17 protein-coding genes are annotated in these 11,072 nt (G+C 66.7%); all 17 read right to left on the reverse strand.

The window, feature by feature from the left end; all coding sequences use genetic code 11:
* Positions 1-44 precede the first annotated feature (44 nt).
* Positions 45-1,823, reverse strand: coding sequence for a gamma-glutamyltransferase (ggt, locus tag ACFO27_RS09720; protein WP_376817166.1), 1,779 nt, complete (start codon positions 1,821-1,823; stop codon positions 45-47).
* A 156-nt stretch (positions 1,824-1,979) separates the two neighbouring features.
* Positions 1,980-2,390, reverse strand: a complete 411-nt coding sequence (locus ACFO27_RS09725; protein ID WP_376817167.1) for a ribonucleotide reductase subunit alpha — start codon at positions 2,388-2,390, stop codon at positions 1,980-1,982.
* Between the two features lie 46 nt (positions 2,391-2,436).
* Positions 2,437-3,939 carry a tripartite tricarboxylate transporter permease gene (locus ACFO27_RS09730; protein WP_376817168.1) on the reverse strand — a complete coding sequence of 501 codons (1,503 nt, stop codon included), beginning with the start codon at positions 3,937-3,939 and terminating at the stop codon, positions 2,437-2,439.
* A 10-nt stretch (positions 3,940-3,949) separates the two neighbouring features.
* On the reverse strand, positions 3,950-4,402 hold the full coding sequence (locus ACFO27_RS09735) for a tripartite tricarboxylate transporter TctB family protein (protein WP_376817169.1): 453 nt from the start codon (positions 4,400-4,402) through the stop codon (positions 3,950-3,952).
* Between the two features lie 17 nt (positions 4,403-4,419).
* Positions 4,420-5,403, reverse strand: a complete 984-nt coding sequence (locus ACFO27_RS09740) for a Bug family tripartite tricarboxylate transporter substrate binding protein (protein ID WP_376817170.1) — start codon at positions 5,401-5,403, stop codon at positions 4,420-4,422.
* Between the two features lie 243 nt (positions 5,404-5,646).
* Positions 5,647-5,928: a 30S ribosomal protein S17 gene (gene rpsQ / locus ACFO27_RS09745; protein WP_376817171.1), complete on the reverse strand. Its 282-nt coding sequence runs from the start codon at positions 5,926-5,928 to the stop codon at positions 5,647-5,649.
* A 1-nt stretch (position 5,929) separates the two neighbouring features.
* The gene (gene rpmC / locus ACFO27_RS09750; protein WP_043678987.1) at positions 5,930-6,121 is read right to left on the reverse strand and encodes a 50S ribosomal protein L29; all 192 of its coding nucleotides are present in this window, start codon (positions 6,119-6,121) and stop codon (positions 5,930-5,932) included.
* A gap of 13 nt (positions 6,122-6,134) precedes the next feature.
* On the reverse strand, positions 6,135-6,551 hold the full coding sequence (gene rplP / locus ACFO27_RS09755; RefSeq protein WP_043678990.1) for a 50S ribosomal protein L16: 417 nt from the start codon (positions 6,549-6,551) through the stop codon (positions 6,135-6,137).
* Positions 6,552-6,553: 2 nt separating this feature from the next.
* Positions 6,554-7,345, reverse strand: coding sequence for a 30S ribosomal protein S3 (gene rpsC, locus ACFO27_RS09760; protein WP_376817172.1), 792 nt, complete (start codon positions 7,343-7,345; stop codon positions 6,554-6,556).
* A gap of 9 nt (positions 7,346-7,354) precedes the next feature.
* Complete coding sequence (gene rplV, locus ACFO27_RS09765; protein ID WP_043678994.1) at positions 7,355-7,684, reverse strand: 50S ribosomal protein L22; 330 nt, start codon at positions 7,682-7,684, stop codon at positions 7,355-7,357.
* 3 nt (positions 7,685-7,687) lie between these two features.
* The gene (rpsS, locus tag ACFO27_RS09770) at positions 7,688-7,963 is read right to left on the reverse strand and encodes a 30S ribosomal protein S19 (RefSeq protein ID WP_043678997.1); all 276 of its coding nucleotides are present in this window, start codon (positions 7,961-7,963) and stop codon (positions 7,688-7,690) included.
* Positions 7,964-7,975: 12 nt separating this feature from the next.
* Positions 7,976-8,803 carry a 50S ribosomal protein L2 gene (rplB, locus tag ACFO27_RS09775; RefSeq protein WP_376817173.1) on the reverse strand — a complete coding sequence of 276 codons (828 nt, stop codon included), beginning with the start codon at positions 8,801-8,803 and terminating at the stop codon, positions 7,976-7,978.
* Positions 8,804-9,100 carry a 50S ribosomal protein L23 gene (gene rplW / locus ACFO27_RS09780; RefSeq protein ID WP_043679002.1) on the reverse strand — a complete coding sequence of 99 codons (297 nt, stop codon included), beginning with the start codon at positions 9,098-9,100 and terminating at the stop codon, positions 8,804-8,806.
* Positions 9,097-9,720, reverse strand: a complete 624-nt coding sequence (rplD, locus tag ACFO27_RS09785) for a 50S ribosomal protein L4 (RefSeq protein WP_376817174.1) — start codon at positions 9,718-9,720, stop codon at positions 9,097-9,099. Before rplD ends, rplW begins: the two co-directional genes overlap by 4 nt.
* A 2-nt stretch (positions 9,721-9,722) precedes the next feature.
* On the reverse strand, positions 9,723-10,412 hold the full coding sequence (gene rplC, locus ACFO27_RS09790; RefSeq protein ID WP_376817175.1) for a 50S ribosomal protein L3: 690 nt from the start codon (positions 10,410-10,412) through the stop codon (positions 9,723-9,725).
* A gap of 196 nt (positions 10,413-10,608) precedes the next feature.
* Positions 10,609-10,920 (reverse strand): 30S ribosomal protein S10, encoded by a 312-nt coding sequence (gene rpsJ, locus ACFO27_RS09795; RefSeq protein WP_043679008.1) that lies wholly within the window; start codon positions 10,918-10,920, stop codon positions 10,609-10,611.
* A 54-nt stretch (positions 10,921-10,974) separates the two neighbouring features.
* Positions 10,975-11,072, reverse strand: a 98-nt coding sequence (locus ACFO27_RS09800) for an EF-Tu C-terminal domain-related protein (protein ID WP_143243714.1), incomplete at its 5' end; no start/stop codon positions are given.

Raw genomic sequence — 11,072 nt, forward strand, 5'->3', positions numbered from 1 at the left:
GGGCGACTCGGAGTGGCAAGCTCCGATGCCCTGCCCGCCGGTCTTTAATATCCCAGCGTGCGTCCATCCGGATTGCGCGGATCGGATGCCCCATACAGCAGCCCGTCACGCACCTGAATGGTCTGCGTGCGACCCATCGTCGGCTTCAGCGCAATGTGATGGCCGTAGCTGCGCAACAGCGCCAGGGTGTCGGGGCTGAAGCCCTTTTCGATCCGCAGTTCATCGGGCCACCACTGATGGTGAAAGCGCGGCGTGGCGGCGGCCTCGGCGGGATTCATGGCGAAATCGATCGCATCGGTCACGGTTTCCAGCACCGTCGTGATGATGCGCGCCCCCCCTGGGCTGCCGGTGACCAGCCAGGGCCGCCCGTCCTTCAGCACCAAAGTAGGCGTCATCGACGACAAGGGGCGCTTGCCAGGCTGAATGGCATTGGCTTCGCCGCCGATCAGGCCGTAGACGTTCGCCACCCCCGGTTTGGCCGAAAAGTCATCCATTTCGTTGTTCAGCAGGATGCCGGTGCCCTGGGCCACGATGCCGGAACCGAAATTGGTGTTCAGCGTGTAGGTCACGGCCACGGCATTGCCCGCCGCATCGACCACGGAATAATGGGTTGTCTGGTCGCTTTCGTAAGGCTGCGGCTTACCCGGGTGGATCTGCGACGACGGGCGCGCGTGGGTGGCGTCGATGGTCGCGGCCAGCTTGCGCGCATAGGCTTTCGAGGTCAGCCCCGCGACCGGCACCTTCACGAAATCGGTATCCCCCAGGTATTCCGAGCGATCCGCATAGGCCAGCTTCATGGCCTCGGCCATATGATGAATGGCCTGCGCGCTGCCCGCCCCCCAGTCCGACATGGGCCAGCCTTCCATCATGTTCAGGATCTGGACCAGGTGGATGCCACCGGAACTGGGCGGCGGCATGGTGACCACGCGGTAGCCCCGGTAGGTGCCGACGATGGGGGTGCGTTCGACGACCCGGTAGCTGCGCAGATCATCGGCCGTGATCAGCCCGCCGTGGCGGCTCATCTCGGCCACGATCTTGTCCCCGATCGGCCCTTGGTAAAACGCATCCGCACCCTGGCGGGCGATCAGACGCATGGACTCCGCCAGGTCGCGCTGCACCAGCGTATCACCCTGTTGCAGCGGCTTTCCATCACGCCAGAAAATCGCCCGCGTCGCCGGCCACTGCCCCATGGATTTGCTGGTATGGGCCAGCGTTTCGGCCAAGGTCTGGCTGACCGGGTAGCCGTGTTCGGCCAGCGAGATCGCCGGCGCCATGACACGCGACAGGGGCAGGCTGCCCCAGCGCCGCAGCGCATGGGTCAGGCCGGCCACCGTGCCCGGGACCCCGACCGCCAGCGGCGTGTACAGGGACCGGCCTTCCACCACGTTGCCCTTGTCATCCAGGTACATGTCGCGGTTGGCGCCGGCCGGGGCCATCTCGCGGAAATCCAGTGCAAAGTCCCGCCCCGTGCGGGCCTCGTGGACCATCATGAAGCCACCCCCGCCCAGGTTGCCGGCATTGGGCAGCGCGACCGCCAGCGCGAAGCCCACGGCGACGGCCGCATCGACGGCATTCCCGCCCGCCTGCAACACCTGAAGCCCGGCCTGGCTGGCCAGTGCCTGTTCGGATGCCACCATCCCACGCCGTGCGACGACCGGATGGAAGATATCCATGTCGAAGTCGTACGCCGCCGCGGCGGCGCGATTCACCGCCGTCGTGGCCGGGGCGCTTGCCGGCGCCAGCGCCGTGGTCTTTGGGGGGACGGCGGCACACGCCGTCAACAGGCCCAGCGCGAGCAGGACCGCATGCAGTTTGAATTTCATGGGGGCTCCTCCGGATCGGCCGCTCCGGGCCAGTACCGGACACCCTACTGACTGACTGTCAGGGCACACAATCGGGGCTTGCCCTGACAGGTCCGCCAGATGTCGAAGCACGGTGCGCGGGGATCCGCGCACCGTGCGCCGGCTTCGCGTGCCGCGTCAGGCCGCGCCGAACACGATCGGTTCGCCGCCCCGGTCGAAGGCCAGCAGCGAGCCGATCGTGCCGTACTTGATCATCTGCGTCATGCGCTGGAAGGCCTGATCGACGTCCTTGTTGTCCGGCAGGTAGGCCGACTGGTCGGCGATGGCGGCGACGAATACGACCTGCCAGTCCTGGCCGGTGCGGCGCGATTCCTCGACCAGCGCGGCGAACGTATCCAGTTCGCCGGGGGTCTTGTCCACGCACAGGATGGGCGTCAGTTCGCCGCCTTCGCCCCGCGCATGGCTGGCCTTCTGCTCCGGCGTGGCGTCGTCCGGCACCGTGCTGGCGGCAAAGACGAACAGCAGGCGCTGCGGTTCGGGTTGCAGGCGCGCGGCCTGCAGAAGATCGTCGAAACAGGTGATGTCCATGACGGCGGCCCTTGAGAAAGCCTTCATCCTACAGGATTCCGCCGGTTCACTCTTCCACGAAGGCCTCGTCCCGCTTGCGGCGGATCACGGGCACGGCGATCAGCAGCAGCAGGCCCGCCGCCACGAGCAGCAGGGACAGGGAGATGGGCCGCGTCAGGAAGACCGTGAAATCCCCGCGCGAAAGCAGCAGCGCGCGGCGGAAGTTCTCCTCCATCATCTGGCCCAGGACCAGGCCCAGCAACAGGGGGGCGGACTCGCATCCCAGCCGCGTCCACAGGTAGCCGGCCGCGCCGAAGAAGGCCAGCATCCAGACGTCGAACAGGCTGTTGTCCAGGGAATAGACGCCGATCGCGCAGAACACCAGGATGGCGGGGAACAGCACCCGGTAGGGCAGCTTCAGCAGCTTGACCCACAGGCCGATCAGCGGCAGATTCAGCACCACCAGCATCAGGTTGCCGATCCACATCGACGCCACCAGGCCCCAGAAGACTTCCGGGTGGGCCGTCATGACGCGCGGCCCGGGCTGGACGTCGTGGATCACCATGGCGCCCAGCATCAGCGCCGTGACGGCGTTGCCCGGAATGCCCAGCGTCAGCAGGGGAATGAAGGAGGTCTGCGCCGCCGCGTTGTTGGCCGATTCCGGCCCGGCCAGGCCGGCCGGATGGCCCTGGCCGAACCGCCGCGGCTCGCGGGCGAGTTTCTTTTCCAGGGTATAGGACGCGAAGGAAGACAGCACCGCGCCGCCCCCGGGCAGGATGCCCAGGATCGACCCCAGGAAGGTGCCGCGCATGCTGGCCGGCCAGGATTCGCGGAATTCCCGGCGGTTCGGGTACAGGGAACCGACCTTGTCCGTGATCCGGACCCGCCGTTCGCGCCGTTCCAGGTTGGCGATGATTTCGGCCAGACCGAAGATGCCCATGGCGACGACGGCGAAATCCAGGCCATCCTGCAATTTGAGGACCCCCAGGTCGAAACGGGGCATGCCGGAATTGACGTCGGTGCCGATCATGCCCAGCGCCAGCCCCAGGATCGTCATGGCCACCGCCTTGGCCAGGGATCCCGACGCCATGACCACGGCCGCCAGCAGGCCCAGCACCATCAGGGAAAAGTATTCGGCCGGCCCGAACTTGAACGCCACCTGGGCCAGCACCGGCGCGAAGGCCGCCAGCAGCACGGTCGCCACGCAGCCGGCGAAGAACGACCCCAGCGCGGCGATGGCCAGCGCCGCGCCGGCGCGGCCCGCGCGGGCCATCTGGTGGCCGTCCAGCACGGAGACCACGGACGAGGTTTCCCCCGGCAGGGCCACCAGGATCGCCGTGGTCGAGCCCCCGTACTGCGCCCCATAGTAGATGCCCGCCAGCATGATGAGCCCGGCCTCCGGCGGCAGCACATAGGTGATGGGCAGGAGCATGGCGATCGTCGGCACCGGGCCGATGCCCGGCAGCACGCCGATCAGCGTGCCCAGCAGGCAGCCGATCAGGCAGTACAGCAGGTTCTGGCCGCCCAGCGCGACCGACAGGCCGAGCTGCAGGTGATCGAGCCATTCCATCGCCGCCCCCTCAGCCCGCGCCCAGGAGGCCGGCCGGGAACACCAGGCCCAGGCCGCGCACGAAGACCAGCCAGACGAACCCCGTCATGCCGGCCCCCACGGCGGCGGCGACGCGCCAGTCGAAATCGGGATCGGCCATGCTGCCCACGAAGGCCAGCAGAAAGACCGACAGATAGACCCCCAGCAGCGGCAGGCTGGCGGCAAACAGGCAGACGGAACCCAGCACGAGGAGCAGCGGCCGCCACCCGGGCCGGGCGATGCGCCGCCGCGCGGCGCCGCCCCGGCAGGCCGAGACCGCCAGCGGCAGGCCCAGGCCGATCAGGCACAGGCCCAGCAGCAGGGGGAAATACCCGGCGCCCATGTGGGCCGCGCGGCCCAGGGGATAGGCCTGCGCGCCCAGCGCGAAGGCCGCCCCCGCGCAGGCGAACAGCAGCCCGGCCCAGAAATCCGGCTGATCGCGCACGGCCATCGCCCGGAGCCCTAATTGTCGAAGTGGATGCCGTTGGCCTCGATGACCGGCTTCCAGCGATCCAGGTCGCCCTGCACGACGGCCCGCATCTGCTCGGGCGTGCTGGCCACCGGTTCCTCATGCAGCTTCGCGAGCTGGCGCACGGTTTCGGGATCCTTCATCAGCGCGACGACTTCCGCCGTGAAGCGGTCCTCGGCGGCCTTGGGCGTGCCGCGCGGCGCCACGAATCCCATCCAGGCGTCGGCTTCGATGCCCGGCACGCCGGATTCGGCCAGCGTCGGCAGATCCGGCAGCAGGGAAGAACGCTTGCCCGTGGCCACGGCCAGCGCCAGGATCTTGCCGGCCCGCGCCTGTTCCATCACCGTCGCCGCCGGCAGGATGCCCATCTGCGTCTCGCCCGACAGGATGGCGGTGAGCGCCTTGACCGAGGTCGCATAGGGCACGTGCACGGCGTCCGAACCGTTCTGCGCCACCAGCGCGGCCATCGCCAGGTGCGAAATGCTGCCCACGCCCATGGACGAATAGTTGTATTCGCCGGGGTGGTCGCGCAGGGCCTTCAGCAAGCCGGCCACGTCCTTGACGCCCAGTTGCGGGGACACCACCAGCACGCTCGGCTGCTGGGCCGCGATCGTCAGGAAATCCAGTTCCTTCCGCGGGTCGTAGGGCAGGTTCGGGAACAGGATCGTGTTGGCGGCCAGCGGGCCGGAGATCGTGATGCCGAAGGTGTAGCCGTCCGGCGCGGCCTTGGCCACGGCGCCGGTCCCGATGTTGCCGCCCGCGCCCGCCTTGTTCTCGACCACCACGGCCACTCCCAGGCGGGGACCGACGTGATCGGCCACCATCCGGGCCATGGTGTCGGGCGTGGAGCCGGGACCGAAGGGCACGATGATGCGGATGGGCTTGTCGGGCCAGGCGTCCGCGGCCTGGACGGGCAGGGCCGCCAGCCCGCCGGCGCACAGCAGGACGAGCGCGCCGAACAATCGGGACAGATTCATTGAGGTCTCCAGTTTTCATCGGGGCACTGCGCATCTTACCGGAACCCGGAAGGATCCCGCTGACGCGCAAATGAACAGACCCCGCGCGAGGCGGGGTCCGAGGGGTGCGCCGCCGGAGCGGCGCGGGGTCGATGGGGAGGCGGCAAGTGCCCCCACGCTGCACCTTCGGCTTGCTGCCCCCCGAGGGGGCGCTTTTTGCCTTGGGGCGGCCCGGCGGCAAAAAATCCGCCGCCCGACGCGGCATCAGATGATGCGCACGGCCTCGACCAGGCGCACCGCCGTCCAGGACTTGGACTTGGAGATGGGGCGGCCTTCGGCGATTTCCACGGTGTCGCCCTCGTTGTACTGGTTGGCTTCGTCGTGCGCCTTGTACTTCGCGGTGCGGTTGACGAACTTGCCCAGCACGGGGTGCTTCACGCGGGTCTGGACGCTGACGACGATCGTCTTGTCCATCTTGTTGCTGACGACCTTGCCGACCAGCGTGCGCTGACGCTTGGTGGTGTCTTTCTGGGTTTCGGTGGTCATGTTACTTTCCTGCGTTCTCAGTCATGATGGTGCGGATGCGCGCGATGTCGCGACGCACCTTGCCCAACTGGCTGGTGTTGGAAAGCTGCTGGGTGGCACGCTGCATGCGCAGGTTGAATTGTGCCTTCAGCAGGCTCTCGAGCTCGGTCTGGAGCCCGGCGGCATCCTTGGCGCGCAGTTCACTGGCTTTCATATCCTGATCTCTCCTAGGCGCCCACGCGGCGCGACACGAAGGTCGTGCTGATGGGCAGCTTGGCGGCGGCCAGGCGGAAGGCTTCGCGGGCGAGTTCTTCGCTCACGCCTTCCATTTCGTACAGCACCTTGCCGGGTTGAATTTCCGCGACCCAGAATTCCGGGTTGCCCTTGCCGTTACCCATCCGGACTTCGGCGGGCTTCTGCGAGATGGGCTTGTCCGGGAAGATCCGGATCCAGATGCGGCCGCCGCGCTTGATGTGGCGGTTGATGGCACGGCGAGCGGCTTCGATCTGGCGGGCGGTCAGACGGCCACGACCGGTGGCCTTCAGACCGAACTCGCCGAAGGAAACCTGGGCGCCGCGCGTGGCCAGGCCGGTGTTGCGGCCCTTCTGTTCCTTGCGGTACTTCCTGCGAGAGGGTGACAGCATGTTTATTCTCCTTCAGGCGCCGGAGCGGCCGAAGCCGCATCACGGCGCGGGCCGCGGCCACGGCCGCGGTTGTCGCCGGGACGGCCGGGACGATCGCCACGCGGCGCGCGGCGCGGACGGCGCTCTTCGTCACGCGGGGCGGCGGTTTCCGGGGGCATTTCGCCGTTGGGCAGCATGTCGCCCTTGTAGACCCAGACCTTGACCCCGATGATCCCGTAGGTCGTCTGCGCTTCCGAGAAGCCGTAGTCGATGTTCGCGCGCAGGGTGTGCAGGGGCACACGGCCTTCGCGGTACCATTCGGTACGGGCGATCTCGATGCCGTTCAGACGGCCCGAGGACATGATCTTGATGCCCTGGGCGCCCAGGCGCATGGCGTTCTGCATGGCGCGCTTCATGGCGCGGCGGAACATGATGCGCTTTTCGAGCTGCTGGGTGATCGAGTCGGCGATCAGCTGCGCGTCGGTTTCCGGCTTGCGGATTTCCTCGATGTTGACGTGCACGGGCACGCCCATCAGGCGCTGCAGGTCGGCCTTCAGCGTTTCGATGTCCTCGCCGCGACGGCCGATCACCACGCCCGGACGGGCCGAGTAGACGGTGATGCGGGCATTCTTGGCGGGGCGCTCGATGATGACGCGGCCCACGGAAGCCGATTTCAGTTTCTTCTTCAGGTATTCGCGCACGCGGATGTCCTCGGCGAGCATGCTGCCGTAGACCTTGTCGTTCGCATACCAGCGAGAAGTCCAGTTGTGGTTGACCGCGAGGCGGAACCCAATCGGGTGAATTTTCTGTCCCATTGCGACTCCTTACGCCCCGACCTTGACCACGATGTGGCAGGTCTGCTTTTCGATGCGGTTGCCGCGGCCCTTGGCGCGCGCGGAGAATCGCTTCATCGACTGGGCCTTGTCGACGTAGATCGTGGTGACCTTCAGTTCGTCGATGTCGGCGCCATCATTGTGTTCGGCATTGGCGATGGCCGATTCCAGCGCCTTTTTCAGGATGCCGGCGGCCTTCTTGGGGCTGAACGTCAGGATGTTGAGGGCGTGCGCCACGGATTTCCCACGGATCAGATCCGCCACCAGGCGGGTCTTCTGCGCGGAAATATGGACGCCGCGGATGACTGCGGTAGTTTCCATGGCTTACCTCTTGGCCTTCTTGTCCGCCGCGTGCCCCTTGAAGGTGCGCGTCAGGGCGAATTCGCCGAGCTTGTGGCCGACCATGTTCTCGTTGATGTACACGGGAACGTGCTGGTGGCCGTTGTGCACGGCAATCGTCAACCCAATGAACTCGGGCAGGATGGTGGAACGGCGCGACCAGGTCTTGATCGGCTTCTTTTCTTTGCCCCCGACGGCGGCATCGACCTTCTTGATCAGATGCGCATCGACGAACGGGCCTTTCTTGATCGAACGTGACATAGTGTTCGCCCCTTATTTGCGCTTGCGGCGAGAGACAATCATATTGTCCGTCCGCTTGTTACGACGGGTCCGGTAGCCCTTGGCGGGAGTACCCCACGGGCTGACGGGTTCGCGGCCTTCGCCGGTGCGGCCTTCGCCGCCGCCGTGCGGGTGATCCACCGGGTTCATGGCGACGCCACGGACAGTCGGGCGGATGCCACGCCAGCGCACCGCGCCGGCCTTGCCGATCTGGCGCAGGCTGTGGTCGCCGTTGCCGACTTCGCCGATGGTGGCGCGGCAGTCGATGTGGACGCGGCGGACTTCGCCGGAGCGCAGGCGGACCTGGGCGTAGACGCCTTCGCGGGCCATCAGCACGGCGGACGCGCCGGCCGAGCGGGCCAGCTGGGCGCCCTTGCCCGGCTGCATCTCGATGCAGTGGATGGTGGAACCGACCGGGATGGCGCGGATCGGCAGCGTGTTGCCGGTGCGGATCGGCGCTTCCAGACCGGAAACGACCGAGGCGCCGACTTCCAGGCCGCGCGGGGCGATGATGTAGCGACGCTCGCCGTCGGCGTAGCACAGCAGCGCGATGTGCGCCGTGCGGTTCGGGTCGTATTCCAGGCGCTCGACCTTGGCGACGATGCCGTCCTTGTTGCGACGGAAATCGACGACGCGGTAGTGCTGCTTGTGACCGCCGCCACGGTGGCGCACGGTGATGTGGCCATTGTTGTTGCGGCCGGAGTTCTGCGATTGCGGCTCCAGCAGGGGGGCGTAGCCCGGGCCCTTGTGCAGTTCAGGGTGCACGACCTTGATCATGCCCCGGCGACCGGCGGACGTAGGCTTGACTTTGACCAGCGGCATTTAGTTCACCTCCGTAAAGTCGATTTCCTGCCCGGCCTTGAGCGAAACATAGGCCTTGCGTTCGTTGCGGCGACGGCCCATGAAGCGGCCGAAGCGCTTTTCCTTGCCCTTGCGGTTGGCGACCTGCACGGATTCGACCTCGACCTTGAACAGCAGTTCGACGGCGGCCTTGATCTCCGGCTTGGTGGCGTCGGCGACGACGCGGAAAGCGACCTGGTTGTTCTTTTCGGCGATCATCGTGGACTTTTCGGTCACGACGGGCGCCAGAATGACTTGCATCAGACGTTCGGCATTCATCCCAGCAACTCCTCGAGTTGGGCGATCGCCGGCTTCGTGATCAGCACTTTCTTGTAGTGGACCAGGGACAGCGGATCGGCGTAGCGCGTTTCGATGACCGCCACGTGGGGCAGGTTGCGCGTCGCGAGATAGACGTTTTCGTCCAGGGCATCGGTGATGATCAGGACGGGTTCGGCAATGCCCAGATCCTTGAGCTTGGCCGCGGCCAGCTTGGTCTTCGGGGCGTCGAGGGTGAAGTTCTCGACCACGGCCAGACGGCCTTCGCGGACCAGTTGCGAGAAGATGGCGCGCAGACCGGCGCGGTACATCTTCTTGTTGACCTTGTGGCTGAAGTTCTCGTCCGGCGAATTCGGGAAGGCACGGCCACCCCCACGCCAGATCGGCGAGGAAGTCATCCCGGAACGGGCGCGGCCGGTGCCCTTCTGGCGCCAGGGCTTCTTGGTGGAGTGCTTGACCGTCTCGCGGTTCTTCTGGGCGCGATTGCCCATGCGGGCATTGGCCTGGTAGGCCACGACGATCTGGTGAACCAGGGCTTCGTTGAAGTCGCGGCCGAAGATCTCGTCGGCGACGGCCACGGTGGCCGAGGACTGGCCCTGATCATTCAGGAGCTTGAGTTCCATGATTAGGCTCCTTTCTTGGGCGTCGCCTTGACGGCGGGGCGCACGACGATGTCGGCGTTCTTGTGGCCGGGGACGGCGCCCTTCACCAGCAGCAGGCCGCGCTCGGCGTCCACACGCACGACGTCCAGGTTCTGGACGGTGCGGGTGACATCACCCAGGTGGCCCGACATTTTCTTGCCGGGGAAGATGCGGCCCGGATCCTGGGCCTGGCCGATGGAGCCCGGCACGCGGTGCGAACGCGAGTTGCCGTGCGAAGCGCGCTGCGAACCGAAGTGGTGGCGCTTGATCGTGCCGGCGAAACCCTTGCCGATGGTGGTGCCGGTGACGTCGACCTGCTGGCCGACCTCGAACAGGGATTCCACGGCGATCACGGCGCCAGCCGAGAATTCGGCGACGCGGGCGGGATCCAGGCGGAATTCCTTCAGGATGGAACCGGCTTCGACGCCGGCCTTGGCATAGTGGCCGGCTTCGGCCTTGGTCACGCGGGAGGCGCGACGCTCGCCGTAGGCGAGCTGGACCGCCGCGTAGCCGTCGATTTCAGGCGTCTTGACCTGGGCGACGCGGTTGTTGGACACGTCCAGCACCGTGACCGGGATGGATTCGCCTTCCTCGGTAAAGATGCGGGTCATGCCAACCTTGCGCCCCACGAGCCCGAGCCGCCAGGCCGCGGGCGTAGGTGTCGAATTCGACATTGTTTTCTCCGGGGGGTGTTTCCCCACAGTTTTCGATCCCGACTGCGATTGGCCGGGGCTGTAATCCCGCCACCCACGCTCCAAAAAATGGAAATGGATGACGAAGCCCTTGATTCTAACATGAAAAAAGCGCCCTGCCTAGGAGACAGGGCGCTTTCCTCCGGACGGGCCGCGCGGGGCGGCTCCGGCGGGATGGTTACTGCAGGGCGATCTCGACGTCCACGCCGGCCGGCAGGTCGAGGCGCATCAGGGCGTCCACGGTCTTGTCGGTAGGGTCGACGATGTCCATCAGGCGCTGGTGCGTGCGCATCTCGAACTGATCGCGCGAGGTCTTGTTGACGTGCGGCGAACGCAGCACGTCGTAGCGGCGGATGCGCGTGGGCAGCGGCACGGGACCGCGAACCACGGCGCCGGTGCGCTTGGCCGTATCGACGATCTCGGCGGCGGACTGGTCGATCAGCTTGTAGTCGAACGCCTTCAGGCGGATGCGGATTTTCTGGCTTTTCATGGGAATCCCTAAAGAACGAGAGGGGCGGGGAGCGTTCCCCCGCCGATCCATCAATTACTTGATGATTTTGGCGACGACGCCGGCGCCCACGGTGCGGCCACCCTCGCGGATGGCAAAGCGCAGGCCCTCTTCCATGGCGATCGGCGCAATCA

The organism is Castellaniella denitrificans (assembly GCF_042653765.1).
Taxonomy (GTDB): Bacteria; Pseudomonadota; Gammaproteobacteria; order Burkholderiales; family Burkholderiaceae_B; genus Castellaniella; species Castellaniella denitrificans.